At 57.5% G+C, this 25,681-nt stretch carries 28 protein-coding genes and 1 pseudogene; 13 read left to right on the top strand and 16 right to left on the bottom strand.

Features of this window, described 5'->3' with window-relative positions; translation table 11 throughout:
• Positions 1–98 precede the first annotated feature (98 nt).
• From LCM21_RS03720 to LCM21_RS03730, 3 genes are read left to right on the top strand one after another with little or no spacing between them, the layout of a single operon-like run.
• A complete protein-coding gene (locus LCM21_RS03720) occupies positions 99–527 on the top strand; it encodes a VOC family protein (RefSeq protein ID WP_068332211.1) in 429 nt (142 codons plus the stop codon).
• Complete coding sequence (locus LCM21_RS03725; protein WP_224889378.1) at positions 524–1,228, top strand: DUF1194 domain-containing protein; 705 nt, start codon at positions 524–526, stop codon at positions 1,226–1,228. The genes LCM21_RS03720 and LCM21_RS03725 overlap by 4 nt, the downstream gene beginning before the upstream one ends.
• Positions 1,225–1,935: a DUF1194 domain-containing protein gene (locus LCM21_RS03730; protein WP_224889379.1), complete on the top strand. Its 711-nt coding sequence runs from the start codon at positions 1,225–1,227 to the stop codon at positions 1,933–1,935. The genes LCM21_RS03725 and LCM21_RS03730 overlap by 4 nt, the downstream gene beginning before the upstream one ends.
• Here LCM21_RS03730 and LCM21_RS03735 read toward each other — a convergent pair whose 3' ends face one another.
• From LCM21_RS03735 to LCM21_RS03745, 3 genes are all read right to left on the bottom strand, one after another.
• The gene (locus tag LCM21_RS03735; RefSeq protein WP_205626519.1) at positions 1,936–2,433 is read right to left on the bottom strand and encodes a MarR family winged helix-turn-helix transcriptional regulator; all 498 of its coding nucleotides are present in this window, start codon (positions 2,431–2,433) and stop codon (positions 1,936–1,938) included.
• A 78-nt stretch (positions 2,434–2,511) separates the two neighbouring features.
• Entirely contained in the window at positions 2,512–2,769 is a 258-nt protein-coding gene (locus LCM21_RS03740; protein ID WP_205626520.1) for a succinate dehydrogenase assembly factor 2, read from the bottom strand.
• Positions 2,766–3,158, bottom strand: coding sequence for a helix-turn-helix domain-containing protein (locus LCM21_RS03745; protein ID WP_224889380.1), 393 nt, complete (start codon positions 3,156–3,158; stop codon positions 2,766–2,768). The genes LCM21_RS03740 and LCM21_RS03745 overlap by 4 nt, the downstream gene beginning before the upstream one ends.
• Positions 3,159–3,249: 91 nt before the next feature.
• Between LCM21_RS03745 and LCM21_RS03750 the strand changes: the two genes are divergently transcribed.
• Together LCM21_RS03750 and LCM21_RS03755 are read left to right on the top strand one after the other, a co-directional pair.
• Positions 3,250–4,452, top strand: coding sequence for a pyridoxal phosphate-dependent aminotransferase (locus tag LCM21_RS03750; protein ID WP_224889381.1), 1,203 nt, complete (start codon positions 3,250–3,252; stop codon positions 4,450–4,452).
• A 13-nt stretch (positions 4,453–4,465) separates the two neighbouring features.
• Positions 4,466–4,867 (top strand): hypothetical protein, encoded by a 402-nt coding sequence (locus tag LCM21_RS03755; protein ID WP_224889382.1) that lies wholly within the window; start codon positions 4,466–4,468, stop codon positions 4,865–4,867.
• Between the two features lie 7 nt (positions 4,868–4,874).
• On the opposite strand, the gene LCM21_RS03760 is transcribed toward LCM21_RS03755, so the two are convergent.
• Together LCM21_RS03760 and ppk2 are read right to left on the bottom strand one after the other, a co-directional pair.
• Positions 4,875–6,239 carry an MATE family efflux transporter gene (locus tag LCM21_RS03760; RefSeq protein ID WP_224889383.1) on the bottom strand — a complete coding sequence of 455 codons (1,365 nt, stop codon included), beginning with the start codon at positions 6,237–6,239 and terminating at the stop codon, positions 4,875–4,877.
• Between the two features lie 94 nt (positions 6,240–6,333).
• Positions 6,334–7,257: a polyphosphate kinase 2 gene (gene ppk2 / locus LCM21_RS03765; RefSeq protein WP_224889384.1), complete on the bottom strand. Its 924-nt coding sequence runs from the start codon at positions 7,255–7,257 to the stop codon at positions 6,334–6,336.
• A gap of 121 nt (positions 7,258–7,378) precedes the next feature.
• Between ppk2 and LCM21_RS03770 the strand changes: the two genes are divergently transcribed.
• Positions 7,379–8,320, top strand: coding sequence for an alpha/beta fold hydrolase (locus LCM21_RS03770; protein ID WP_224889385.1), 942 nt, complete (start codon positions 7,379–7,381; stop codon positions 8,318–8,320).
• A gap of 2 nt (positions 8,321–8,322) precedes the next feature.
• Here LCM21_RS03770 and LCM21_RS03775 read toward each other — a convergent pair whose 3' ends face one another.
• Positions 8,323–8,931: a carboxymuconolactone decarboxylase family protein gene (locus LCM21_RS03775; RefSeq protein WP_224889386.1), complete on the bottom strand. Its 609-nt coding sequence runs from the start codon at positions 8,929–8,931 to the stop codon at positions 8,323–8,325.
• Positions 8,932–9,088: 157 nt separating this feature from the next.
• Here LCM21_RS03775 and parE point away from each other — a divergent pair, with 157 nt between their 5' ends.
• From parE to LCM21_RS03795, 4 genes are all read left to right on the top strand, one after another.
• On the top strand, positions 9,089–11,047 hold the full coding sequence (gene parE / locus LCM21_RS03780) for a DNA topoisomerase IV subunit B (RefSeq protein WP_224889387.1): 1,959 nt from the start codon (positions 9,089–9,091) through the stop codon (positions 11,045–11,047).
• Positions 11,048–11,116: 69 nt separating this feature from the next.
• Positions 11,117–11,785 carry a hypothetical protein gene (locus tag LCM21_RS03785; RefSeq protein ID WP_224889388.1) on the top strand — a complete coding sequence of 223 codons (669 nt, stop codon included), beginning with the start codon at positions 11,117–11,119 and terminating at the stop codon, positions 11,783–11,785.
• A complete protein-coding gene (locus LCM21_RS03790; RefSeq protein WP_224889389.1) occupies positions 11,772–12,302 on the top strand; it encodes a TIGR02391 family protein in 531 nt (176 codons plus the stop codon). The genes LCM21_RS03785 and LCM21_RS03790 overlap by 14 nt, the downstream gene beginning before the upstream one ends.
• A gap of 156 nt (positions 12,303–12,458) precedes the next feature.
• On the top strand, positions 12,459–12,740 hold the full coding sequence (locus tag LCM21_RS03795; RefSeq protein ID WP_224889390.1) for a YnjH family protein: 282 nt from the start codon (positions 12,459–12,461) through the stop codon (positions 12,738–12,740).
• A 17-nt stretch (positions 12,741–12,757) separates the two neighbouring features.
• On the opposite strand, the gene LCM21_RS03800 is transcribed toward LCM21_RS03795, so the two are convergent.
• From LCM21_RS03800 to LCM21_RS03840, 9 genes are all read right to left on the bottom strand, one after another.
• Positions 12,758–13,528, bottom strand: a complete 771-nt coding sequence (locus LCM21_RS03800) for an alpha/beta hydrolase (RefSeq protein ID WP_224889391.1) — start codon at positions 13,526–13,528, stop codon at positions 12,758–12,760.
• A gap of 72 nt (positions 13,529–13,600) precedes the next feature.
• Positions 13,601–14,440, bottom strand: a complete 840-nt coding sequence (locus LCM21_RS03805) for an EamA family transporter (RefSeq protein WP_068332249.1) — start codon at positions 14,438–14,440, stop codon at positions 13,601–13,603.
• Positions 14,441–14,508: 68 nt separating this feature from the next.
• The gene (locus LCM21_RS03810; protein WP_224889392.1) at positions 14,509–15,654 is read right to left on the bottom strand and encodes an iron-containing alcohol dehydrogenase; all 1,146 of its coding nucleotides are present in this window, start codon (positions 15,652–15,654) and stop codon (positions 14,509–14,511) included.
• A complete protein-coding gene (locus tag LCM21_RS03815; protein WP_224889393.1) occupies positions 15,651–17,033 on the bottom strand; it encodes an aldehyde dehydrogenase family protein in 1,383 nt (460 codons plus the stop codon). The genes LCM21_RS03810 and LCM21_RS03815 overlap by 4 nt, the downstream gene beginning before the upstream one ends.
• A gap of 94 nt (positions 17,034–17,127) precedes the next feature.
• Positions 17,128–18,480, bottom strand: coding sequence for a glutamine synthetase family protein (locus LCM21_RS03820; protein ID WP_224889394.1), 1,353 nt, complete (start codon positions 18,478–18,480; stop codon positions 17,128–17,130).
• Between the two features lie 91 nt (positions 18,481–18,571).
• A complete protein-coding gene (locus LCM21_RS03825) occupies positions 18,572–19,606 on the bottom strand; it encodes a TRAP transporter substrate-binding protein (protein WP_068332688.1) in 1,035 nt (344 codons plus the stop codon).
• Positions 19,607–19,658: 52 nt separating this feature from the next.
• Positions 19,659–20,978, bottom strand: coding sequence for a TRAP transporter large permease (locus LCM21_RS03830; protein WP_068332261.1), 1,320 nt, complete (start codon positions 20,976–20,978; stop codon positions 19,659–19,661).
• A complete protein-coding gene (locus tag LCM21_RS03835; RefSeq protein WP_224889395.1) occupies positions 20,975–21,559 on the bottom strand; it encodes a TRAP transporter small permease subunit in 585 nt (194 codons plus the stop codon). Before LCM21_RS03835 ends, LCM21_RS03830 begins: the two co-directional genes overlap by 4 nt.
• The gene (locus LCM21_RS03840) at positions 21,556–22,332 is read right to left on the bottom strand and encodes an N-formylglutamate amidohydrolase (RefSeq protein ID WP_224889396.1); all 777 of its coding nucleotides are present in this window, start codon (positions 22,330–22,332) and stop codon (positions 21,556–21,558) included. The genes LCM21_RS03835 and LCM21_RS03840 overlap by 4 nt, the downstream gene beginning before the upstream one ends.
• A 134-nt stretch (positions 22,333–22,466) precedes the next feature.
• Here LCM21_RS03840 and LCM21_RS03845 point away from each other — a divergent pair, with 134 nt between their 5' ends.
• A complete protein-coding gene (locus tag LCM21_RS03845) occupies positions 22,467–23,336 on the top strand; it encodes a MurR/RpiR family transcriptional regulator (protein WP_224889397.1) in 870 nt (289 codons plus the stop codon).
• A gap of 67 nt (positions 23,337–23,403) precedes the next feature.
• Positions 23,404–24,159: pseudogene (locus tag LCM21_RS20815) on the top strand (hypothetical protein); the annotation flags it as partial.
• A gap of 7 nt (positions 24,160–24,166) precedes the next feature.
• On the opposite strand, the gene LCM21_RS03855 reads toward LCM21_RS20815, so the two are convergent.
• Positions 24,167–24,841, bottom strand: a complete 675-nt coding sequence (locus tag LCM21_RS03855; protein ID WP_224889398.1) for a TIGR04283 family arsenosugar biosynthesis glycosyltransferase — start codon at positions 24,839–24,841, stop codon at positions 24,167–24,169.
• A 73-nt stretch (positions 24,842–24,914) separates the two neighbouring features.
• On the opposite strand from LCM21_RS03855, the gene ygfZ reads away from it, so the two are divergent.
• On the top strand, positions 24,915–25,652 hold the full coding sequence (gene ygfZ / locus LCM21_RS03860) for a CAF17-like 4Fe-4S cluster assembly/insertion protein YgfZ (protein ID WP_224889399.1): 738 nt from the start codon (positions 24,915–24,917) through the stop codon (positions 25,650–25,652).
• Positions 25,653–25,681: the final 29 nt, after the last annotated feature.

Raw genomic sequence — 25,681 nt, forward strand, 5'->3', positions numbered from 1 at the left:
CATTTTCTGTTACGCAAAAATGTGTCCCTGCTGCCCCTCGACACCCTTGGTCCGCGCGCTAAGGTGCCCTGTATTACCTGAACAGAAAGGAAGCCACTATGGGGCTGAGATATCTTCACACCATGGTCCGCGTGAAGGATTTGGAGAAGTCGATAGCGTTCTACGAACTCCTGGGTCTGAAGGAAACGCGCCGCTATGACAGTGAACAAGGGCGTTTTTCGCTGATCTTCATGGCACCTCCGGGGCAAGAGGACCGGCCGATCGAACTGACGTACAACTGGGATGGGGACGACGCGTTGCCCAGCGACAGCCGTCACTTCGGTCATCTCGCCTATGGCGTCGACAATATCTACGAGACCTGCCAGCACCTTCAGGACAACGGTGTGGTGATCAATCGCCCGCCGCGGGACGGTCGGATGGCCTTTGTACGCTCACCCGACAATATTTCGGTTGAACTGCTGCAAAACGGGGATGCGCTAGAGCCCGCAGAGCCTTGGGCCAGCATGGAAAGCACCGGCCACTGGTGAGTCGGTGGCTGACAGCACTGGGGTTGGCTGCTTTGGCCAACCCGCTTCGGGCTGAAACCTGCCGCCTTGCCCTGGCCTTGGCCATGGATATCTCTACCTCTGTAGATGCGACAGAGGACGCATTGCAACGGCAGGGATTGGCAGCTGCTCTGGTCGCCCCAGAGGTATCACAGGCGTTCTTTTCTTCCCCCATGCCCGTCGCCTTGGCCGTCTATGAATGGAGCGGGCGCACAAACCAGCGCATTATCCTGAACTGGACAATGATAGACACCCAGACCGATTTGTTGGCGGCTGCGGCGACCGTGCAGCAATCGGTTCGGTCTGACAGTGGATCGGCCACGGCAATGGGGTATGCTCTGGCATTTGGCGCCACTTTGATGCAGCAAGCACCGCCCTGCCTGTTCCAGACCATTGATCTATCCGGGGATGGGTCAAACAATGACGGATACGGGCCGGCTTCGGCCTATCGGCATTTCCCTTTCGAGAACACTGTGGTCAACGGGCTGGTCATCAACGCCGCCGATTTTGAAGGCGAATTGTACCTGATCCCGTTTTTCGAAAACAACGTTCTGTACGGCCCGGGTGCCTTTCTTGAAGTTGCGCAGGGCTTTGAAGATTTTGAACGTGCCATGCGACGCAAATTGGAGCGCGAATTAACCGGCTTGCAAATCGGCGCATTGCAAGAGGTGGCGCCAAAATGATGCGGGTCTTGGCGGCATTCCTAAGTGTGATTGCCGGGTCAGCCGCTGCGGAATGCCGTCAAGCTTTGGCGCTCGGGCTGGATGTATCCGGATCCGTGGACAATGCTGAGTACCGCCTGCAAGTGGACGGTCTGGCAGCGGCACTAAAACGGCCCGAAGTCACTCAGTTGATTCTGGCCGAAGCCGCCCCACCCGTACGCCTGGCGGTTTTTGAATGGAGCGAGCCCGGTCATCACCGTTTGCTGCTGGACTGGACAACCATTCAAGCAGAAGCAGACCTTGAACAGATCGCTTTGGTGCTGACCAACACGCAGCGCAGTACCGCGCCACAGGGGACTGCTGTTGCGGCAGCAATGCTGTACGGGGCCGAGTTGCTGTCACAGCAGGCAGGGTGCTGGAGGCGGACGCTCGACCTCTCTGGCGATGGCAAACACAACCTTGGCACCCACCCGCGCGACGCGAAGAAAACGCTTCGATCCTCAGGTGTAACCATCAATGGTCTTGTCATCGGCGCTGATGATCCAAGCCACGGTGACAAACGTTATGTGCAGGTCGGAGAGCTTTCTGCCTACTATAATACCTGGGTCATTCTAGGCCCAAATGCCTTTGTCGAGGTCGCATTGGGGTTCGATGCCTTCGAAGATGCCATGACCCGGAAACTGATGCGGGAACTCAAAGGGCTGGTCTTGTCCGACGCACGCCCCTGATCAGTAGATGTACCGGATTTGGTCGGTCCAGTAGCGCTCCACCCTGCGCAGAGATGTCGTGATGTCGTCGATACCTTCCAGCCCTAAGACCCCACGGGTCTGCAACCCTTCGGCGTGGCGTGCAAACAAGTCAGATACGATATCGCGGATTTCCCGGCCGCGCGGTGTCAGCCGAACCCGGACCGAGCGCCTGTCGATTTCGCAACGTTGATGGTGCATATAGCCCATCTCGACCAGTTTCTTGAGGTTGTAGCTAACATTGCTGCCCTGATAATATCCTCGGCTTTTCAATTCGCCCGCCGTTACCTCATGATCGCCGATATTAAATAGCAAAAGGGCCTGAACCGCGTTGATCTCTAGTATGCCGACACGCTCAAACTCATCCTTGATGACGTCCAAAAGCAAACGGTGCAGCCGCTCAACCAAGGCAAGCGCCTCAAGATAGCTGGTCATGAAACCCTTGATTGCCGGCGCGGAGACCTGCATTTCCATACTCATCCGACCCTCCGATTCAGTCGCGCTGTTTCAGGCAGCATGAAACGAATTCCCCAAGAATCGGTTAAACTGGAATTTCTTTTATTTTTGAAAAGTTTGAGCGATATCCGCAATCAGGTCCGCATAGGCCTTGGGTGAAGGAACCTGCCCTGTGACCCACTGATACAGGTCCTGATCGTTTTCATGAAGCAGCGCGTCATACAAATCCAGACCAGCCGCGTCCATCGCCGCCAGATTGCGCTTGGCATAGGCAGAAAGGATCAGGTCCATCTCTTTGATCCCGCGGCGCATCGAACGCATCTGCATGCGCTTGATCATGACGTCCCGTGTTTCGGTCACTTTCCTTGCTCCAGCATCAAGCGAAGTTTTTTCTCAAGCCGGGCGGTTCGTTCAGCGCAGGCGCGCATCTCGCCGCGGATCGCACGCAGTTCTGCCACCGCACTTCCCAGTTCAAGATTGGCTTCGCCGTCGTCTATCGGGGCTTCCATGCCCTCGCCCTCACCAGTCAGGAGCCACATGATCGAAACGTTGACCATTCCGGCAATCATCGACAAACGGTTCGCGCGCGGTTCGGACAAATCGTTTTCCCAGGCCGCAATCGTCGCTTTTTTGACCCCAAGACGCCGCGCCAATTGAGATTGTGTCATACCCGCCGCTTCGCGCGCACCCGCCAGCCGGTCGCCCAATGTTGCCGCCTCTGGTCCAAACCAGTCATTTTCGTCATTCATCGGCGCCTCCAATCCAGTTTTTCATATCGCTTGATCGTCATTCTGGCGCACCCTATGACAGACAGGTTGAACATACAAACCGAGGCCACCCATGAGTTTCCTGTCTGCGACACTGTCACGCGTAAAACCATCCCCCACGATGGCGATAACGGCCAAGGCCGCCGAATTAAAAGCAGCAGGGCGCGACATCATCGGCCTGAGCGCCGGTGAGCCGGATTTTGACACGCCGCAAAACATCAAGGACGCAGCCGTTGCAGCCATCGCAGCGGGAAAAACCAAATACACCGCTCCTGATGGCATACCTGAGTTGAAACAAGCCGTCTGCGCCAAGATGAAGCGTGATCACGGACTGGATTACACGCCAGCACAAGTCTCGATCGGGTCCGGTGGCAAACAAACGCTGTATAACGCGCTCATTGCTTCGATAAACCCCGGTGACGAGGTCATCATTCCCGCCCCCTATTGGGTCAGCTACCCGGATATGGTCCTGCTGGCCGGGGGCACACCTGTCATCGTGGAAACGACGCTGGAGAACCGCTTCAAACTGACCGCCGAACAGCTTGAGGCCGCCATCACACCAAAGACCAAGTGGTTCATCTTCAACTCTCCGTCAAACCCAACCGGTGCCGGCTACAGCCGCGATGAACTGAAGGCGCTGACCGATGTGCTGAAGCGCCACCCGCATGTCTGGATCATGTCCGACGATATGTATGAACACCTGGCCTATGACGGGTTCGAATTCTGCACTCCGGCAGAGGTCGAACCAAGCCTTTATGACCGGACGTTGACCTGCAACGGTGTGTCCAAAGCCTATGCCATGACCGGCTGGCGCATCGGCTATGCGGCTGGACCGGTCGAGATCATCGCAGCAATGCGCAAGGTTCAGTCGCAGTCAACGTCCAACCCCTGCTCGATCAGTCAATGGGCCGCAATCGAGGCGCTGAATGGCACACAGTCTTTTCTGGCCCCGAACAATGAAACGTTCAAACGTCGTCGCGATCTTGTGGTTGGCATGTTGAACAAGATCGAGGGTATCACTTGCCCGACACCTGAGGGTGCGTTCTATGTCTACCCGTCCATCGCCGGGCTGATCGGCAAAACAACCCCGGCGGGCACGACGATCGACTCGGACGAAGCGTTCGTAACTGCCCTGCTGGAAGAGGCAGACGTTGCCGTTGTATTCGGTGCGGCCTTTGGTCTGTCACCGAATTTCCGGGTCAGCTATGCAACGTCGGACGAGGCTCTGACCGAGGCCTGCACCCGCATCCAGCGCTTCTGCGCATCGCTAACCTGATCCGGAGATCTTGATGACCGCCGAACTGCCCGAATATTACTTTCGAATCCGCGAGAATGGCGCGGCCGTTTTCAGGATCGACACTGAAAACCGCCAGCGACGGATCGAGATGGATCAGATCGCGGTCATCAATATCCGCAATGGCGAGGTAAAGCCGCAGGGCCAACGCACACTCAGCGAAGCCGATCAGGCTGAAATCGCGCGATGGATGGAAGAGCGCAAAGCCCTGTTGGCGCAGCGTGATATCGACGATATCCATCGCGCCGTCGACTATTTGAACCTGACCACCCAATGGGCACAATCAAAGGCTACGGCTCAGCAACTTGAGGATGTTACCGACCGTTTGTTGCTGGCGATGCACGACCTGCGTTCGGTACTGGTGCGCAAAAAGGCAGACCGTTTGAGCAAGGGCTAACCGGACGTCATTCCGCTGGCACAGCTATCATACGAACCGATCTGAGCCAGAACCGTGCCATAAGCAGAACCGCAGCACAGGCGAGGCCAAGGACTAAGCCCAGCCACACGCCGATTCCGTCCATACCCTGAACGAATCCGAAATAGTAAGACGCGGGAATCCCCACAACCCAATAGCTGAGCCCCGCCATCACCATCGGAATCTTGGCGTCCTGCAAGCCGCGCAGCAGGCCCAACGCGATCACCTGTGCACCATCCACCAACTGGAACAGCGCGGCCATCGCCAACAAGCCAGTGCCGATGGCCAGAATCTGGGGCCGCAGCGGGTCATCAGGTTCCATGAACAATGAAATCAACGGCTCGGCGCAAGTCAGGAACAGGATAACCGTCAGCACGGACATCACCAAGGACATCCCCGTCACTGCAATCGCACCCTTTTCCAGATGTGGACGATCTCGCCGACCCAGAGCGTTCCCAGCCCGGATCGTTGCCGCATTAGACAGGCCCAGATGCACCATGAATGTGGCCGAGGCGAGGTTCAGTGCAATCCCATGCGCCGCAAGCGGCACCTGCCCCAGCCAGCCCATCATGATGGCCGACATCGCAAACAAGCTGACCTCGGCCAGCGTGGTCAGGCCAATTGGCACACCAAGGCGCAGAACGCTTACAAACATCTCCCAATCCGGACGCCAGAAACGCTGGAACAGGTTGTGCTCGGGCAAAACGCGCACGGCGTAGATCACAACAAAAACCAAAGACACAACCTGCGTCAGAACCGAGGCGATAGCCGCCCCCATAACACCCAGTTCCGGTGCACCCCACTTGCCGAAGATCAGCGCATAGTTCGTAACCGCATTGACCACAGCAGCGGTAACAGTGATCCACAAGACGATCTGGGTGCGCTCCAGCGCGGCCAGATAGGATTTCAACACCATCACAATCAGTGCGGGAAACAGCCCCCAACCCGCAACCAGCAGGTATTTCGACGCGGTTTCAGCGACTTCCGGTTCCTGTTTCAACGCTATCAGGATTGGGTAAGACCACCACAAAAGGGGCATCATCAGCGCCGCATAGATCAACGACAACCACAACCCCATACGGGTTGAGCGTCGGATGCTGGTCTCATCCTCTTCTGCCGCTGCGGTTGCGACCATGGGCATCACGGCCCAGCCAAACCCGGCTCCGAACAGGAAGAGCACGAAGAAGTAGCTGCTGGCCAACGTCACAGCGGCCAGCGCCTCGACCCCGTACCAACCCAGCATGATCGTATCGGTCAGTCCAATCGCGAACTGCGCCAGGTGTCCACCGATCAGCGGCAGACCCAACACGGCTATGGCCCGGAAATGTCCGCGATATGTCATGACCTTGTTCATTGGCTCAGCCTTATGCCCGGCCAAAGGCCGGGACAAGAGGCGATCAATGAAATTTCAAGACCAGCCTATTCTCGCAATGAGGCGACGCCGTTTGTTAACGCGCATCGGGATGGAGGGAGTTTCCCAGAATATGTTCGGACCGATGGATGACGTGATGTGCCTGTCCCACGATCAGCGGATCAGGTTGTCCGACGATATCGTGATCCTTGTCAGGATAGTCAAGCGTCGACAGAAAATGCCGCATCGTGTTCAGGCGGGCGCGTTTCTTGTCGTTTGATTTAACGATTGTCCAGGGCGCATCGGCGGTGTCGGTGTAGAAGAACATTGCCTCTTTCGCCTCGGTATAATCGTCCCATTTATCAAGGCTGGCCTTGTCGATCGGTGACAGTTTCCACTGTTTCAGTGGGTCAGTCTCACGGCTTTTGAAGCGTCTCTGCTGTTCCGACCGGGTAACCGAGAACCAATATTTGTACAGCTGAATCCCGGATCTCACCAACATCCGCTCCAGTTCAGGCGTTTGCCGCATGAACTCCAGATATTCATTGGGCGAGCAAAAGCCCATCACGCGCTCAACACCTGCGCGATTATACCAAGAGCGGTCGTAAAAGACCATTTCACCGACAGTTGGAAGCTCTTGGATATAGCGCTGATAGTACCACTGCCCCTTCTCCTCCCACGTGGGCTTGTTCAAGGCTACGACACGCGCCTGACGGGGATTAAGATGCTCCATAAACCGTTTGATCGTGCCGCCTTTGCCCGCGGCGTCGCGCCCTTCAAACAACAGAACGAACCGCTGCCCCGTCTCTTGTGCCCAAAGCTGCACCTTAAGCAGCTCGGCCTGCAACTGGGCTTTCTGCGCCTCATAGCTGCTGCGTGCCATCTTGCGGCCATAAGGGTATTTGCCGCTTTCGAATGCCTGCCGAATACGCTCGGGGCTGGGCTGCGATGGCTCAGGTGTGGGTGCTGGGGTAATTTCGACAGTCAGGTCTGCATGTTCGATTGGTGTCGCGGCGTCCATTCAGTTTTTCCTTTTTTGTTATCCGATCGAAGCCCTAGCAGAAGACGCGATTCTGCGCTTTGACGCGGGTCAAGTTGACAATTGCTTCTACACAGTGAGGCTACCTGCGGGAGATCACAGCATGGATGCACAATTCATCGACCTGAACGGCCGGTCCTTTTATCTGCGCAGTTGGGGAAAACCCGACTTGCCACCCTTGCTGATGCTGCATGGCTTTCCCGAATACGGCGAGGCGTGGCGCGATCTGGCCCCGTATCTGTGCGACCGGTTTCATTGCCTTGCCCCGGATCAACGCGGCTATGGGCAAAGCTGGTGTCCGGAAGGTACCGAGAACTACACGCTGTCAAAGCTTGTTTCTGACATGGCAACTATAGCCCAGCGCTTTAAGACACCACTTAACGTTCTTGGTCACGACTGGGGTGCATCGGTTGCCTATGGGCTGGCCATGTTCCGGCCCGATCTGGTCAGCCGCCTGGTCATCGCCAACGGTGTCCATCCGGTACCGTTTCAGCGGGCCATGGCCGCCGGAGGGGCGCAATCCGAGGCGTCGCAATACATCAACGCGTTTCGCAAACCGGATGCGGCAGCGCATTTCTCGGCAAACAACTTTGCCAAGCTTGAGGTTTTCTTTCGTCACGGGATGGGTGTCGATTGGCTATCAGAGTCTCGGATGCGCGCGTACCGCACCGAATGGGCCCGGCCAGGCCGGCTTGAGGCGATGTTAAACTGGTACCGCGCATCCCCTCTGGTCGTCGCGAAACCCGGAGTGCCGCGCACTGACCTACCCGACCTGCCGGCAGAGCGCCTCATGGTGCGCTGTCCGCACCTTCTGCTTTGGGGGCCTGAGGACAAAGCCCTTTTGCCCGAGGCAACCGCAGGCCTTGAGGTCTTCGCCCCCGACCTGACCCGAATCTACATCCCCGACACCGACCACTGGCTGCACCACCAGAAAACTCAGGCCGTCGCAGATGCCATCCTGAGCTGGATCTCAAATGGCCGACCAGACCCTTCATCTGGCCCCAAATATCCCGGGGAGCGCGAGGGGCTGGCCCCTCGCCCCTGACCTCACCGATGACCCCAATCGTCCGGGTTGTCCGAGTTGTTCGGCGAAAGCCCCAGAACGTCGCCCTTGGTCGAACAGCCCAATCCCAAAACCGTGCGGTTCGCGTAAGAAAAATACGCGCAGACCTGGTTGATCTCCAGGATTTCACCGTCATCCCAACCGGCCTCGCGCAATGCGATCACATCCGCTTCCGAAATGTCCGCCGGCGCTTCGGTCAGTTTGCGCGCATATCTCATCGCCGCAACCTGCGCAGCGTCCAGGGGCGCTTCTTCCGGCCGTTGCACCTCGATCGCGGCTCGTATGGCATCCCCGCGCGCCGCATCACCCAAAAGTCGCTGCAAGCCGCTGAAATGATGCTCAACGCAATAGGCGCATTGGTTCAGGGAACTGACCCAGACACCCAACACCTCGAGAAACCATTTTGGCACCTTGTTGGCTGAATGGTGCAAGACATTCTTGTACAGCGCCATATGCCCTTCCATCGAGTGTGGCCGCAGCGAATGCGCCATCATGATGTTGTCCACGTTGTTGTCTGGCCCCGTGACCCGCTCATACAGCTTCCTTAGCTTGCCCGTCGCGTCCTGAAACGGAATGGTCTTGATCCAGCTCATCGCCTGCTCCTTCAATTGCACGCGGCAGATGACCGCGCTGAAACGGGAATTGCAAGCCATCCAATGCGCTTTGTTTCACACAACACCTCGGGCCCCTCTTCCCCCGGACCACATCACCTGCCATAATGGGAGACAACCCAGAAACAAGAGCAGCACCATGCCCGACGATCTGTTGACGCCCAGCGCGACCTCTACCTACGACGCCTCTTCTATCGAGGTGCTCGAAGGTCTTGAACCGGTTCGCAAACGCCCCGGCATGTATATCGGTGGCACGGATGAACGCGCCTTGCACCACATGGTGGCAGAGATCTTAGACAACTCGATGGACGAAGCGGTCGCCGGTCATGCCAACCGGATCGAGGTTGAACTGCACGCCGATTACGCCCTGACGGTGCGTGACAACGGGCGCGGTATCCCGATCGACCCGCATCCAAAGTTTCCCGGCAAATCCGCGTTGGAGGTGATCCTCTGCACCCTTCACGCAGGCGGCAAGTTCTCGGGCAAGGCCTACCAGACCTCGGGTGGTCTGCATGGCGTGGGTGCCTCGGTCGTAAACGCGCTGTCGGATTCCATGGTTGTGCAAGTGGCGCGGGACAAAACGCTGTTCGAACAACGCTTTTCGCGCGGTATCCCACTTGGCCCAGTGGAAAAAGTCGGCGCGGCCCCGAACCGGCGCGGTACTACTGTCACCTTCCATGCCGACCCGGACATCTTCGGCCACCACCGTTTCAAACCGGCCCGCCTGTTTAAATCCATCCGTTCGAAAGCCTACCTGTTCTCGGGCGTCGAAATCCGCTGGAAATCCGCCATCGACGACGGCGAAACCCCGACTGAGGCGACCTTCCACTTCCCCGGCGGTTTATCGGATTACCTGAAAGAGACGATGAACGGCTCGTCCACCTATGCCGAACAGCCTTTTGCCGGCACCGTGGACTTTCAGGAAAAGTTCGGCACTCCGGGCAAGGTCGAATGGGCGATCAACTGGACGCCCTCGCGCGACGGGTTCATTCAGTCTTACTGTAACACGGTCCCCACGCCCGAAGGCGGGACCCATGTGGCGGGCTTCTGGGCTGCGATCCTCAAGGGAATCAAGGCCTATGGTGAGCTGATCAACAACAAAAAGGCGGCGCAGATCACCCGTGATGACCTGATAACCGGCGGCTGCGCGCTGGTGTCGTGTTTTATCCGCGAACCGGAATTCGTGGGTCAGACCAAGGACCGTCTGGCCACGGTCGAGGCGCAGCGGCTGGTCGAAAACGCCGTCCGTGACCATTTCGACAATTGGCTGGCCGCTGATACGAAATCCGCCGGTGCGATCCTCGATTTCCTGATTCTTCGGGCCGAGGAACGCCTGCGCCGCCGTCAGGAAAAGGAAACCGCCCGCAAATCGGCCACCAAGAAACTGCGCCTGCCGGGCAAGCTGGTGGATTGCTCCAGTTCGACCCGCGAAGGCACTGAACTGTTCATTGTCGAGGGCGACTCGGCGGGCGGTTCCGCCAAGATGGGCCGTGATCGCAAGACACAGGCGCTGCTGCCCCTGCGCGGCAAAATCCTGAACGTGCTGGGCGCGGCCAGTTCGAAACTGGGTACGAACGCCGAGATCAACGACCTGACACAGGCGCTGGGTGTGGGGCTTGGCACCAAGTTCAACGTCGACGACCTGCGCTATGACAAGATCATCATCATGACCGACGCGGATGTGGATGGGGCGCATATCGCCTCGCTTCTGATGACGTTCTTCTTCACCCAGATGCGGCCGATGATCGACGCGGGCCACCTCTACCTCGCCTGCCCGCCCCTCTACCGCCTGACCCAAGGCGCCAAGCGCGTCTATTGTCTGGATGAGGCCGAGCGCGACGAGTGGCTTGAGAAAGGTCTGGGCGGCAAGGGCAAGATCGACGTCTCGCGCTTCAAGGGTTTGGGCGAGATGGACGCCAAGGACCTGAAAGAGACCACGATGGACCCGGCGTCGCGCAAACTGATCCGCGTCACGATAGACGAGGACGAACCCGGCGAGACCGGCGACCTTGTCGAGCGCCTGATGGGCAAAAAACCCGAACTGCGGTTCCAGTACATTCAGGAGAACGCACGGTTTGTTGAGGAGTTGGATGTTTAAAGGCAGGTATTTTGCACTTTAAACTTCACTATCAATTACCTAAGCTCAACGCAAAGTTGAGGAAACTAAATGGCTGAAGAAAAAGTATTTTACCCCCAAATTCCAACTAATGTATGGTGGGGCGTTCGAGAATTGCTGCATTTGAAACCTACAGCCGTTTTTGATGAAAGGCTCTTGGCCACCCAATTGGGTGTTCAGGAAGCCGCAGCAAAAGCATACCTAAAACAACTTGTTTCAGTCGGAGTTCTTGATGAAAACGGGCGGGCGACTGAAATAGCGAACAAGTGGCGCTTAGATGATACATATAAAGATGCTGCGGACGAGATTGTAAGGAGCATCTACCCGGAAAGCCTGCTGCTGGCCTGCCCGCCAGAGAACATAGAGCGCGAAAAGGTCGTGAACTGGTTCATGATGGACGGTTTGGGAAAAGGTTCTGCGGGCAATAAAGCAGCGACTTACATATTGCTAAGCAAACAAGAACCACAATTAGCCGCTACAAGTACAGTTAGTGGCGAGAAGTCTGAAAAACCCAAAAGAGCCAAGAAGGCGCAGGTAAAACCGGCGAAGGCTTCTGACGAAGTGGTTTATTCGCAATCAAAGCCCACAACCACATCACAAAGTGCCATACCGCTAAATTTGAACTTGCAGATTCACATCAGTGCTGACGCCACGAGTGACCAGATCGATCAGATTTTTAAGTCAATGAGAAATTACCTCTACGACTATGAACGAGATTGATAGAATTAAACGGCTTCAAGAAGCCGTTGTCGAGCTTGGGCTTGGTGCTAGAACCATTGTTTCTTCAACACCCAAGACCGTAATTGACGCGGCAGAACACCAAGTAGATGATGACGAAGTTGCTGCGTTTAATGCGTTGGTAAAAGATTCAAGCATACTAGAAGTTACTAAAGATCTGTTCTCTTCCGGCTTCTACAATCTCGCGGTAGCGGAAGCTTTCAAGGCCGTGGAAAAAATGGTTGCCGAAAGACTCGGGGAATTCTCACAGTCCGGCACCAAGTTGATGAGACAAGCCTTTTCCAACAAGTCGCCAAAGCTGGCATGGACTGAGCGCTCAACATCCAGTCAAAAAGATGAGCAAGAAGGTTACGAACATATTTTCGCTGGATCGATGCTTGGAATTCGAAACCCAACAACGCACGAGTTCGATTGGGTTGACGATGCACAGACCGCACTGGAACTCGTTTTGTTCGCGCAACATCTCGCGAGAAAAGCCAAAAATTCTTTTAGGGCATAAACTGAGAACCGTGCGAACCCCCCAACACCCCCCTTGCCTAACCCGTTGATCCCGTTCACAGTTACCCCCAACCCGTCATCCAAGAACGACATTTGAGGTTCTCGAGCGTCCAAGACCCAATTTGAACACGAACAGATTTTCGAACGGGAGGACGACATGAAGACACCAACTCTGGCACTGGCTCTGACCCTGCTGGCCACGCAAGCGCCCGCGCAGCAGATGCTCAGCACCGCATCCCCTATTCCAGAGGGCGCGGAATCTCGGTTCTGCTATTACGACGGCATGGCCTATTCCGAGGACGCCTTTGTTCTGATGGTCGGCGACAACACCGTCACCAGCACGGTCAGCACGGTGCAAGAGCGTTTGCTGCGCTGTCATCGCGACGATGACGGCACGTTGAAGTGGCGACCGCAAAGCACATTCTCGACCAGCAACTGACCCGGGCGGCGGGCCTGCTAGCCTGTTTTCCCGTCCAGCCAGTCTGCGATCTGGCTTGCGGGTTCCTCCCAACCCGGTTCCATGAACAGGAAATGCGCGTGATCTTTGACGGGCAGAAAGGTCGCTCGGTCCCCGTACAGGTCGGCCAGCGCGCGGCAGGTCTTCGGATTCACGGCCCGATCTTCGGTGCCAGAGACAACCAGAACCGGGCAGTCGACCTTGTCCATGTCCACCTTCATCGCGTGGTGGTCGTCAAACATCCAGAAAAACATCTCGAACATTACTCGTCCGCTTTCGGCGCCCAGCTGGTCGAACACCGCGTGCTGCTGCGCCTCGGGCATTTTGTTGAGCGCGAAGGGGGCCATCAGGTCGAAATCGACCCGCATGGGCTGTTTCCAGAACGCTCCGCCTTCCATCAGGCTGCGCGGGATGGCGCGCTCGTCATCGGTTTCCGGAAGTGTCCCCCACGCCGCGTTCGGGTTGATCAGAACAAGGGCGCTGGCCAAACCGCGCGACGCAACCTGCTGCGCCACCACACCCGCGATAGCGTGACCAAGGATAACCGGCTTGCTGCCCAAACCCCGAACAAAGTCAGAGATATCATCCGTGTAGTCCGTCACGCTGGTGTTGGTCAGGCCGGGGTCAGGCTCGGCCTTCGGGTCCCCTCCGTGATAGCGCAGCGCCGGGGTGTGCACCGTCCAGCCACGGCTGCGAAAGAAGTTCGCGTAATCCTGCATGCACCACGGTCCGGCAAAGGCGCCATGGAGCAAGACAATCTCTTTGGTCATAAAAACGCTCCCTCATAACTCGATACGACTATGTGAGATCAGGTGCGTGTTCAGCAAGGTCATCTTACAAGGCTAAACCGCCAAGCCGATCAGCGCCACACCAATGGCCATCAGGATCGCAGCGCCCAGACGCCGTATCCAGTTGCCTTCATTCAGAAAGATGAACCCAATCAGGGCCGCAAATATCACCGAGGTTTCGCGAAGCGCAGATACCGCACCCAACGGCGCGAAGTTCTTGGCATAGAGTACCAGCCCGTACGCCGCCATTGACACCAGCCCGCCCAAAAGGCCAACCACCCAGACTTTCAGGGGAAGGTCTGACAGTGCTTTGCGCCTGCGGATTCCCACGAAGCCAGCAATAAACAGGTGCAGAAACGCCCCCCACGCCCAATAGCTGAGCGTATTCCCCGACAGCCGCACCCCGATCCCGTCAAACACGGAATAGATCGAAATACACACCCCGGTCCCCAGCGCGAACAAAAGGGCCGAGCGTCCGACACCTGATCGAAGCGCATTCCAGTTGCTAAGCTGAATCCCCACCGCGATGAGGGCAATTCCGAGCCACGCTTGCAGCGGCAGCACCTCGCCCACCAACGCCATTGCCCAAAGCGACACCAGCGCCGGCACGATCCCACGGGCAATGGGGTATACAACACTCAGGTCGCCATGCTGATAGGCTTGGCCCAGCATGTAGTAGTACCCGAAATGGACGACGGTCGAGATCAGGATGTAGGGGACGCTTTCTGCACTCGGCAACGGCAGCGCCAAAACCATCGCACCCCCGGCGATAACGTGACCCAGCGCCACCAGCCCCAATGTCGTCGTCCGGTCGGCTGCGGATTTAACGATTGCGTTCCACACAGCATGCAACAGAGCTGCCGCCAGGACTATGGCGATGACAAACGGGGTCACATGTGAACCTTTCGCGCAAAACCGGCCCGCAAGACGGACCGGTTTTTAGTGGCACACTGATGAAAAGATCACAACGCGGCTTTGAATAATGCGGTCAGGTTCTCTTCGGTCAACTCAATCGGGTTGCCGCCACAGGACGGGTCGATAATCGCGCCTTTGACAAGTTCGGGGATCGAAGCCTCGGTCACGCCCAGATCGGACAGCTTGCGCGGAATGCCCAGCGCATCGTTAAAGTCCTGCACAAACGCCCGGAAGCCGTCGAACCCGCCCTCGATACCCAGATAGGCTGCCGCAGCCCCGAACCGGTCGGCGATGGCGGGTGCGTTGAACTCCAGCACGGAGGGCATGCAGACCGCGTTGGTGGTGCCGTGATGAGTGTTAAAGACCGCGCCGACTGGATGGCTCATGGCGTGGATCGCACCAAGACCTTTCTGGAAGGCGGTGGCGCCCATGGCGGCCGCGCTCATCATCTGGGCACGGGCTTCGATGTCGGTGCCATCGGCATAGGCACGCGGCAGATACTCTTTGACCAACCGCATCCCTTCCAGCGCGATGCCCTGGCTCATCGGGTGGTAATGCGGGCTGGAATACGCCTCAACGCAGTGCGCAAAGGCATCCAGACCGGTCCCGGCGGTGATGAATTTTGGCATGCCTACGGTCAATTCGGGGTCGCAGATCACCACGGTCGGCAGAACCTTGGGGTGAAAGATGATCTTCTTTGCGTGAGTTTCGGAGTTGGTGATGACACTGGCTCGGCCCACCTCAGACCCCGTCCCGGCGGTTGTGGGCACGGCGATGATCGGCGCGATGACATCGGCATCGGCACGCGTCCACCAATCGCCGATATCCTCGAAATCCCAGACGGGCCGTGTTTGACCGGCCATGAAGGCCACCATCTTGCCCAGATCCAGACCCGAGCCGCCGCCAAAGGCGATCACACCATCATGGCCGCCCGCGTTATAAGCCGCAACCCCGGCAGCGAGGTTCTGTTCATTGGGGTTCGGGTCCACGTCGCTGAACAGGCCACGGCCCAGACCGGCAGCCTCCATGATATCCAGCGTGGCTGCGGTGATTGGCAGATCGGCCAGCCCCTTGTCGGTGACCAGCAGGGGCTTTTTCATGCCAGCGGTTGCGCAGGCCTCGGGCAATTCCTTGATCAGGCCAGCGCCGAACTTGATCGCGGTCGGGTAGGACCAGTTTCCAACAAGGCTCATGATGTCACCTTTTTCAGATGGTAGGATTTGGGACGGGTCAGGTTGTGATAGCCGATCACGGACAACCCACCACCGCGTCCGGTGTTCTTGCACCCTGTCCAGCACAGTCCCGGATCAAGGTAGTCCGCGCGGTTCATGAACACTGTGCCAGTCTCAACAGCGTCGCCCACCCGCGCGGCGCGGTCCACATCGCGCGTCCAGAGCGAGGCGGTCAGCCCGAACTCGCTGTCATTCATCAGCGCGATCGCCTCCTCATCCGAGGATACTTTCATGATGCCGACAGCGGGGCCAAAGCTTTCATCCCGCATCACCCGCATGTCGTGGGTCACATTGGTCAGGATCTGAGGAGTCAGATACGCGCCGCCGTCATCTTCGGGGAAGGTGTCGATATGGGCCACGGCCCCAGCCTCGACCGCCTCGGCGATCTGCGCGCGCACCTCGTCGGCAAAGCGCACATTGGCCATGGGGCCAATCGTCGTTTCAGAGTTCAGCGGATTGCCCAGCCTGTACCCTTTTACGATCTCAACCGCCTTGGCGACAAACGCGTCATAAAGGCTCTCATGAACGTAAATCCGCTCGATCCCGCAGCAGCACTGGCCCGAGTTGAACATGGCACCGTCGATCAGTGTGTCGACCGCAGCATCCAGATCGGCATCCTCCATGACATAGCCGGGGTCCTTGCCACCCAGTTCGGTACCCACGCCGGTAAATGTTCCCGCTGCCGCGCGTTCCATCGCCTGACCACCGCCCACTGAGCCAGTGAAGTTCACAAAGTCGAACGCATTCCCCGCGATCAGATCGTTGGTCACATCATGGCTCAGGAACACATTCTGGAAAACGTCCTCGGGCACGCCCGCAGAGTGGAAAGCCCGCGCCATACGCTCACCCACCAACAGTGTTTGCGTTGCATGCTTCAGGATCACCGTGTTGCCCGCGATCAGCGCAGGCGCAACCGTGTTGATCGCCGTCATATATGGATAGTTCCAAGGCGCCACCACGAAAACCACGCCATGCGGGACACGCTTAATATAGCGCTTGAAAGTCTCATCCTCACTCACCGAGATATCGGCCAGCGACTCCTGCGCGATCTGGGCCATATGGCTGGCGCGCTCGTTGAAACCGCTGAACTCACCGCCATAGCGCACCGGACGGCCCATCATATGGGCCAGTTCGGGCACGATCTCGTCATTCATCGCACCAATTGCAGCCACGCCTGCCATCACCAGGTCGATCCGCTCTTGCAGGGGCCGAGCAGCCCAACCTGCCTGCGCCGCCCTCGCCCGCTGCGCTGCCTCACGTGCCGCCGCACGCGACAGCGTTTCGCGCTCGGCAAAAACCGACCCATCGATCGGCGAGATGCATTTCAACATCTGACCCATGGTCACTCCATTCTATATTGAAACAGGTCCCCTGCTTCATCTGGCCAAAAATATCCCGGGGAGCGCGAGGGGCTGGCCCCTCGCTTCCGCCAGTTCAGGCCCGCTCAAACCCGCGGGCAACTTCCCAATCCGTCACAACACGTTCAAATTCCTCGATCTCGACCTCGGCAGCGCGTGTATAGTGATCGACAACATCATCCCCCATGGCGGCCCGCAACATGGCCGAGCCATGCAGCGCATCCCGCGCCGCACGCAAGGTGCCGGGGATAAGCCCGGTTTCGCCTTGGTAGACGTCCCCCTTGGTGGGAGGTTGCAACTCCAGTTCTTCTTCGATGCCCGCAATCCCTGCGGCCAGCATCCCGGCCATCGCCAGATAGGGATTCATGTCCGAGCCCGGAATACGGCATTCGATGCGAACGGCCTTGGTCCCGTCACCGCACAGGCGGAACCCAGCCGTGCGGTTGTCCACCGACCAAATAATCCGTGTCGGCGCAAAGGTGCCCTTCATGAACCGTTTGTAGCTGTTGATGTAGGGCGCCATGAAATAGGTATAATCGGCAGCGTACTTCAGCAGGCCGGCCATGTAGTGTTTCATCAGCGCCGACATGCCCAATTCGTCCGCCTCATCAAAAAACGCAGGCTTGCCATCGGCCCATAGTGACTGGTGAACATGGCTGGAACTGCCGACCTTGTCATGATGCCATTTCGGCAGGAAGGTGGCCGCGTGACCATGTTGCCACGCAATTTCTTTCACCGCGTTCTTGGCGATCGAGTGATACTCGGCGGTCTCCATCGCGGGCGCGTATTTGATGTTCAGTTCTTCCTGCCCGGTCTCAGCTTCGCCCTTGGAGTTCTCGACCGGAATGCCCGCGTTCCACAGGTGATTGCGGATCGGGCGCATTACGTGCTCTTCCTTGGTGGTCTGAAGGATGTGATAGTCTTCGTTATAGCCCGAGATCGGCTCAAGATCGCGGAACCCTTCCTTGCGGATCTGGTCAAAGCTTTTCTCGAACAGGAAGAATTCCAGTTCGGTCGCGCACATCGCGTCATAGCCCATCGCCTTCAGACGGTTGACCTGCTTTTTCAGGATCGACCGGGGCGCGTGCGGCACTTCTTCGTGCGTATGATGATCCAGCACATCGCACATCACCATCACCGTCCCTTCAAGCCAAGGCACCGGGCGCAGCGTATCCAGGTCAGGCTTCATCACATAGTCGCCATAACCACGTTCCCAGCTGGTCGAGGCAAAGCCATCAGGCGTCGCCATCTCAAGATCGGTGGCAAGCAGATAGTTGCAGCAATGCGTTTCCTCCCACGCGCCAGCCACGAAATGACCCGCATGAAACCGCTTGCCCATCAAGCGACCCTGCATATCCACCATACACACCAGAACCGTGTCCACGGACCCATCAGATACCTGCGTCTTGAGATGTTCAAACGTGAGCATGTGCCACCCTTATCCTTGCCGATACCTGATCATCGGCCCTGTGTTCCTTTTGACCCGCCCCGAAACCGGGGCGGGTCGAATTGGCGACCCCTTAACCGTAACGGTAGGGGCGTCCAGCTTTCTGCATATCGGCGTTGTACTTCTTGATGATCTCGACAACCTTCGCCTTCGTCTCAGATTCGGCTGCGATTTCATCCCAGAACTCCACGGCGGCGGCTTCGACCTGTGCCCATTCCTCGTCCGGGATCGAGGTCAGCTGCATCTTATCGCCATTCACTCGCAGCGATGCCTCGCCGCCCCAATACCACCACTGACGGTAGTAATGCGACTGGTCGGTGCAGACACGGAACAGGGTCTGCAGGTCTTCCGGCAGTTCATTCCAGCGGTCCATGTTGGCAAAGAACGACCCTGCCCAAGCACCCGAGATGTTGTTGGTCAGGAAATAGTTGGTCACATCGGCCCAACCAACAGTGTAATCTTCGGTGATGCCCGACCATGCGATACCGTCCAACTCACCCGTCTGCACGGCGACTTCGATATCTTCCCAAGGCAAGGTTACGGGCACAACGCCGAACTGGGACAGGAACCGGCCCGCAGTCGGGAAGGTAAAGACGCGCTTGCCCTGTAGATCCGCGAGGCTGTTGATCGGGTCCTTGGTGGCAAAGTGGCACGGATCCCACGCCCCGGCACTGATGTGTTTTACACCGACCTTTGAGTATTCTTCGTCCCAGATCTCGTTCAGGCCGTACTGGTTGAACAGCACCGGAACATCCAGCGAATAGCGGGATGCAAACGGAAAATACCCCCCGAAAACGGTAACTTCGGTGGGCGACGCCATCGAGTCATCGTCCGATTGAACCGCGTCGATGGTTCCCTTCTGCATGGCGCGGAACAGCTCGCCGGTGGGAACAAGCTGGTCGGCGTAGAACAGCTCGATCTGCATCCGGTCGCCAGCGATCTGGTTGAACATCTTGATCGCCGGGTCGATCACATGCTCAGCCAGCGCCGGACCAGCATAGGTCTGCATCCGCCATGTGATCGTGTTCTGGGCCAGCGCGGGCGTGGCCAAAGGCGCAGCGGCGACGCCAACACCGGCAGTCTTCAGAAACTTGCGTCTTGTAGTCATGTCAATTTCCTCTCTGTTGAAGTTACCTGTGCCCATTCACCGGGCATTCTTTTTAGTTTCCATAGACATAACCGGGCAGCCAAAGGGCAATATCCGGGAATACCATTATTATTATCAGGGCCAGCACCATCACTCCGACAAACGGAACGATCGAGCGGTAGATGTCTCTCAACCCGATCTCGGGCGGTGCCATTGCGCGCATGAGAAACAGGTTATAGCCAAACGGCGGCGTCATATAGGCAATCTGAGTGGTGATCGTATAAAGTACCCCGTACCAGATCAGATCAAACCCCAGCGCGCCCACCAGCGGTACGTAAAGCGGGGCCACAATAACCAACATGGCCGTGTCGTCCAGAAACGTACCCATGACGATAAAGCTCAGCTGCATCAGGATCAGGATCATCCATGGCGACAAACCAAGCTGTTCGGTGAACAGATTCTCGATAGCCTTGACTGCACCCAGCCCGTCGAACACCGCCCCGAAACCCAGTGCCGCCAAGATGATCCACATAAACATGCAAGAGATTGCGAGCGTCTGCTTGGTGCAGTCTTCAAAGATTTTCCATGTCATCCGGCGTTTTATGACTGACACGACCAAAGCGGTCAGCGCGCCGATGGCCGAGCTTTCGACCAGCGAGGTCCAGCCATTTACAAACGGCACCATCATCGCGGCGAAGATGATTAGCGGCAGTGCACCTGCCCCCAGCAGCCGGATTTTTTCGGACCACGGCACCTCATGCGCGTCTTCCATCGCGGGGCCAAGCTGTGGCTGAATGCGGCATCGAAGCCAGATGTATACGATAAACAGACCCGCCATCAGCAAGCCCGGCAAGATTCCGGCCAACCAAAGCTGCCCGACCGGCTGCCGCGCGATCATGGCGTAAAGCACCAGCACGACCGAGGGCGGCACGAGGATACCAAGGCTTGACCCGGCCTGAATGACTCCGGTCACCATCGTCTTGTCATAGCCGCGCCGCAACAGCTCGGGCAACGCGATGGTTGCACCAATGGCCATACCAGCGACACTCAGACCGTTCATGGCCGACACCAGAACCATCAGACCAATGGTTCCAATCGCCAGCCCGCCATTTACTGGCCCCATCCAGACATGAAACATTCGGTACAGGTCATCGGCCAATCGGCTTTCCGACAGCACATAGCCCATGAAGATGAACATCGGCAGTGTCAGCAGCGGATACCACTTCATCAATTTCATCGCCGCGGAAAACGTGATATCCTGACCCCCGGTTCCCCACAGCGCCAATGCAGCGATCGTCGCAACCGCACCGATGGCACCAAACACACGCTGCCCTGTGAACAGCATCAGCATCATCAAGGCGAACATGAAGATGGCAATAAATTCCTGGCTCATGCCCGCTGCACCCCGATCTCCTGCCCGTTGAGCCGGGCTATGTCTTTGAAAAATTCCGATATCGCCTGCAGCAGCATCAGGAAAAAGCCGAACACCATGATGGCTTTGATCGGCCAGATATAGGGGCGCCATGCGGTCGAGGATCGCTCAAGCCTTCCGATCTCTTCACTGCCCGACACTAGGCCTAAGAAGTACGAAAGCGGCTGATCCCCCCAATACCCAAGACTATACGCGGTTGAGCCCAACCCGCCGTATAGAAGAACACCCAGATACAGGATCAACAGAAGAACCGTGAAAGCGTCGAACCACGCTTTCTTGCGTGGGCTCCAGTTGTGATAAAACAGGTCCATCCGTACATTCGATCCCATCTGGATCGAATATGGCCCGCCCACGATGTAATAGGTCACCATCGCGAATTGGGCCATTTCAAGGGTCCAAAGCGAAGGCAGGAAGAAGGTCTTCGAGATCGAGGACCAAAGCAGGATTCCCATCAACGCGAACAGGCCCCACATCATCACGCGACCGATCCGATAGTTTACCGCGTCAACAACGCGCACATATGCCGCCATCGCCCCGATCATGCCGCCCCCCTGTCCTGGAACCCTGCCAGCGTATGGGTGATCCAGGACACAAGATGCTCGGCCATCACGCGTTGTTGATCCGGCGTGCGGATCAAATCATTCCGAACCTCGATCATCACATTCGGCAACCCGTTCGGCAGAGCCTGCGCATCCAATGTGTGCGCCACCCCGTCCGCGGCCGAATAGGGTTCATTTAAACGCGTCACAAATGGCAGATCATCAGGCACCGTTGCCATCATCGCCGTTGCGAACCGGTCGTCGCGCCCATGCAGGATGCCCAGCTCAACATCCCTTTGGCGGCCATGATAAACCGGGGTAAAGCTGTGCACAGTTACCATCAGCTTTAGCGAGGGACGGTGTTTCTTGATCTGGTCTGACACTGCAGTCGAAAACGGGATGTAGATGTTTTTGATGCGGGCTTGCCGCTCATCCGGTGTCATCGCAATGTTGGCGGGAATGTCGTAGTGTTCGCTTTTGACCGGCATCGCGCCTGCGGCCTCGGGCGGGCGGTTGCAGTCATAAACAAGCCGCGAAACTCCACCGTGGACCAAGGGCGATTGCAACAGTTCCGACATATGCTGCGCAACACCCAGCGCACCCGGGTCCCAGGCAATGTGACTGCTCAGCGTTTCGGACGCCAATCCCATATCACCCAGGTATTCAGGGATGCGGTTGGACGCGTGTTCGCACACCAGCAGCACCAAAGCTGTGCCGTCCGCCCTGTTCGTGTGAACAACCGTTCCAAAGTCCAATGTGCCGTCCTGCGATTCCATGAAAGAAGTCTGCGGAAAAAATTCCACACGACGCATTCCCCTGTCAATATTTTTCCTGTACAAATTCAATCACACCTTGTCGTGCTGAAAAATTTTTAACATGCGCGATTAAAACCTAAGCAGGAGGACCCAGGGTGCGGGTAACGGACAGGCTGCTGGCCCATCGGGATGAAATGACCCCATCCGAAAGGCAACTGATAAGCGTGCTGCTGGACGACTATCCCATGGCTGGTCTGGGCAGCATCACCGAGCTGGCCAGTTCGGCCTCGGTTTCCACCACGACCGTCGCGCGCATGCTGCAAAAGACCGGGTTCGATGGCTATCCGCAGTTCCAAGCCGCCCTGCGCGGTGAAGTGAAAGAGATGATCTCGGGGCCCGTTGCAAAGCGGAACGTCTGGCAGAACGACCTGCCCGAGGAACACATCCTGAACCGCTATTCCCAGCAGGCGCTGGCCAATCAAAAACGTACGATTGATGAGGTCGACCCGGCAGAGTTCGACAGTTTCTGCAATCTGCTCAGCGACCCCAAGCGGCGCATCTTTATCACCGGGGGCCGTATTACCGGGGCGTTGGCGCAATACCTGTACCTGCATCTGCAAATGATCCGTCCTGACGTGCGGATGCTACCCTTTGCAGCCTCTTGGACGCATGACCTGCTGGACGTGCGCAAAGATGACGTCTTGATCGCGCTGGATGTGCGGCGCTATGAGAACTCGACAATGTTGATCGGGCAATTGTGCCAAGAGCGTCAGGCCAAGATCGTTCTGTTCACCGACCAGTGGCGTTCACCAATTCACAGGTTGGCCGAGCATACTTTTGCAGCACGGATCGCTGTGCCTTCTGCGTGGGATTCGATGTCTGCCATCCTGATGCTGATGGAATGCGTGATTGCCGAAGTTCAGGAACGCCTGTGGGATTCCGTGAAAGAGCGCACGGACGAGCTGGAACAGGCGTTTGACCGTACAAAACTGTTCCGGAAATTCGGCCAAAGCTCTGGTCCTTAGTTCCAAAGTGATACAACAGAATGTGATGACTGTTGCCACCGGGCCGGTGGATCGTCACTTTGGGCGCATGACCTTTGTGACCGAAAATCAACTGCCGCTGCTGCTCCTGTCCTTTCTGATCGGGACAGTGGGCACTGCTTTTCTGTTTCGCAAACCAGCCGGGCATCGGACATGGAAGCTGGCAGACCTGGTGTGGGTCGTTCTGGGCGGGATTGGTGCTCTGGTTGCGGTTTTGGCAGGTCTTTACACGTCAGATAGTTCACGGCTGGACAGGCAGATCGACGTGGCCTATGCCGCGACGCTGGCCTTTGACCGCGACGCCGCCCGGTTCCGTTTGCGGTTCTGCGACCCGGCCTATGACCGGGACATGGCCGTACTGTGTGATAAGGTCGAGTTCCTGTCGGCCTCAACCGCCAACAATGCCGATCTGCCCTTGTTTATTGCCGTGACGAACGAGGTCGCCCCGCTTCAGGGCATACAGTTTCTGTTCGGCCGCAAGGCAAAAAAAGAGCATGATGATCTGCGCACCATGGCTGCAAAAGCTGATGCGTTCGACATTGATCAATTTCTGGTTTTCACCACGCTCGACGACGAAACCCAAGCCGCAATTGACAACATGCGCCGCAAAGTGCCTGCAATTGCAGGGGATTACCTGATCCTCGCCCAAAGCTACGATGACCTGATTGCACAGGTTGGCAAGCTGAAGGATGAATGGGAATACCTGCAGGCCAATGCGCATATTCTGGTGCTGCAGATCGTTGCGCTATGTCTGGTCAGCTTTGCCGCGCCCTTCCGTCTGGGCAAGTCCATCGTTGAACTGCGCACAGTTTTCAGCGTCGATACGCCTGCACAAGCTTATTCGGATCAGCCCCAAGAAAATACCGCGTCAGAGTCCAAAGATTCCGCGCGCCCCGACGCAGCCAGCCCGCCCGTGCATAGCGGTCCGCACTCGTGACCGCGTGGGGGCTCAGCAAGGTTATCCCGGGCAAGACCCGCACCAGCGCGACATCCTCCATCAACGGCTGATCCGGATAACCTCCGACGGTTTCATACAATCGACGCGGCACCAGCAATCCCTGATCACCGTAAGGCAGGCCAAACATCCGGCTGCGCAAATTGGCCCACCCGGCAACCCAGCGTGGCATGAAACCCTTTGCCTGAAAAGCAAGGCGAAAAGCGGCGGGTTTGCCCGAGGGTAAATGTGCGCTGACTGCGGCGCTCCACCCCTGTTGCAACTGCGTATCAGCATGCAAGATCAACATCCAGTCACCTGAGGCCACGGCACAGCCCCGCCGCAACTGCCCCCCGCGTGAGGTCGCGCCGGTGACGATCCTGGCGCCCGCCGCATTTGCAACTTCAAGTGTCAGATCGGTCGATCCACCGTCGGTTACGATCAGTTCTCGGATCAGCCCTGCGTGTAAACCCTCGGTCACGGCTGACAGAGTATCCGGCAAGCTGTCAGCCGCATTCAAAGTTGGAATTACAATGCTGATCGGTGCTGGCACGGCGGATACCCTCTGGTCATGGCGGCGCGAACTCATATATCACGTGGCCAAGGAAAAACACGAGGACCACCCAATGCCCAATCGTCGCATTCTACGCCTGAGCGGGTCGGACACTGACAGCTTTCTTCAGGGTCTGGTCACAAATGACATTGCCGGTCTGGAAAACGGCTTTGTTTATGCGGCTTTGCTGACCCCTCAGGGCAAGTATCTGGCGGATTTCTTCCTGAAACGCGATGGAGACACGGTGTTGCTGGATGTGTCCGATACCATTGCTGACGACTTCGTCAAACGGTTAACCATGTACAAGCTGCGCGCCGATGTCAGCATTGAAGACAGCGGTCTGAATCTGCAACGCGGGACTGGTGCCCCGCCCGCAGAAGCTCTGCCTGATCCGCGCCACCCGGATATGGGCTGGCGGGCTTACACGGACCAGGCCGAAAGCGACGACGGCACAGATTGGGACGCCATCCGTGTGCGGCACTGCATCCCTGAAACCGCGATCGAACTGACCGCCGACAGCTATATCCTTGAATCGCGGTTCGAAGATCTGAAAGGTGTCGATTTTAAAAAGGGGTGCTACGTCGGGCAGGAAGTCACCGCGCGCATGAAGCACAAGACCGAGCTACGAAAAGGTTTGAGCGTCGTCAGGGTCGACGGCTCTGCTCCGGTAGGGACCGAGATCACATCTGGCGGCAAACCGGCTGGTAAGCTGTTCACCCAATCGAACGGCCGCGGAATCGCCTATTTGCGCTTTGATCGTGCTACCGGAGAGATGCAGGCCGCAGACGCCACAGTCACATTTGACGGCTGATATGTTGCCAATCCGGCACGACTTGTGCG

Origin of the sequence: Ruegeria profundi (assembly GCF_020171505.1) — a bacterium.
Classification (GTDB): Bacteria; Pseudomonadota; Alphaproteobacteria; order Rhodobacterales; family Rhodobacteraceae; genus Ruegeria; species Ruegeria profundi.

Coding starts and splice junctions, on each gene's coding strand:
- ygfZ (WP_224889399.1), top strand. CDS start 24,915: ATGCCCAATCGTCGCATTCTACGCCTGAGCGGGTCGGACACTGACAGC.
- LCM21_RS03785 (WP_224889388.1), top strand. CDS start 11,117: ATGGCTGAAGAAAAAGTATTTTACCCCCAAATTCCAACTAATGTATGG.
- LCM21_RS03775 (WP_224889386.1), bottom strand. CDS start 8,931: ATGAGCTGGATCAAGACCATTCCGTTTCAGGACGCGACGGGCAAGCTA.
- LCM21_RS03750 (WP_224889381.1), top strand. CDS start 3,250: ATGAGTTTCCTGTCTGCGACACTGTCACGCGTAAAACCATCCCCCACG.
- LCM21_RS03770 (WP_224889385.1), top strand. CDS start 7,379: ATGGATGCACAATTCATCGACCTGAACGGCCGGTCCTTTTATCTGCGC.
- LCM21_RS03830 (WP_068332261.1), bottom strand. CDS start 20,978: ATGAGCCAGGAATTTATTGCCATCTTCATGTTCGCCTTGATGATGCTG.
- LCM21_RS03825 (WP_068332688.1), bottom strand. CDS start 19,606: ATGACTACAAGACGCAAGTTTCTGAAGACTGCCGGTGTTGGCGTCGCC.
- LCM21_RS03730 (WP_224889379.1), top strand. CDS start 1,225: ATGATGCGGGTCTTGGCGGCATTCCTAAGTGTGATTGCCGGGTCAGCC.
- LCM21_RS03835 (WP_224889395.1), bottom strand. CDS start 21,559: ATGATCGGGGCGATGGCGGCATATGTGCGCGTTGTTGACGCGGTAAAC.
- LCM21_RS03755 (WP_224889382.1), top strand. CDS start 4,466: ATGACCGCCGAACTGCCCGAATATTACTTTCGAATCCGCGAGAATGGC.
- LCM21_RS03720 (WP_068332211.1), top strand. CDS start 99: ATGGGGCTGAGATATCTTCACACCATGGTCCGCGTGAAGGATTTGGAG.
- LCM21_RS03800 (WP_224889391.1), bottom strand. CDS start 13,528: ATGACCAAAGAGATTGTCTTGCTCCATGGCGCCTTTGCCGGACCGTGG.
- LCM21_RS03745 (WP_224889380.1), bottom strand. CDS start 3,158: ATGAATGACGAAAATGACTGGTTTGGACCAGAGGCGGCAACATTGGGC.
- LCM21_RS03760 (WP_224889383.1), bottom strand. CDS start 6,239: ATGAACAAGGTCATGACATATCGCGGACATTTCCGGGCCATAGCCGTG.
- LCM21_RS03840 (WP_224889396.1), bottom strand. CDS start 22,332: ATGGAATCGCAGGACGGCACATTGGACTTTGGAACGGTTGTTCACACG.
- LCM21_RS03735 (WP_205626519.1), bottom strand. CDS start 2,433: ATGAGTATGGAAATGCAGGTCTCCGCGCCGGCAATCAAGGGTTTCATG.
- LCM21_RS03810 (WP_224889392.1), bottom strand. CDS start 15,654: ATGAGCCTTGTTGGAAACTGGTCCTACCCGACCGCGATCAAGTTCGGC.
- parE (WP_224889387.1), top strand. CDS start 9,089: ATGCCCGACGATCTGTTGACGCCCAGCGCGACCTCTACCTACGACGCC.
- LCM21_RS03820 (WP_224889394.1), bottom strand. CDS start 18,480: ATGCTCACGTTTGAACATCTCAAGACGCAGGTATCTGATGGGTCCGTG.
- LCM21_RS03815 (WP_224889393.1), bottom strand. CDS start 17,033: ATGGGTCAGATGTTGAAATGCATCTCGCCGATCGATGGGTCGGTTTTT.
- ppk2 (WP_224889384.1), bottom strand. CDS start 7,257: ATGGACGCCGCGACACCAATCGAACATGCAGACCTGACTGTCGAAATT.
- LCM21_RS03790 (WP_224889389.1), top strand. CDS start 11,772: ATGAACGAGATTGATAGAATTAAACGGCTTCAAGAAGCCGTTGTCGAG.
- LCM21_RS03795 (WP_224889390.1), top strand. CDS start 12,459: ATGAAGACACCAACTCTGGCACTGGCTCTGACCCTGCTGGCCACGCAA.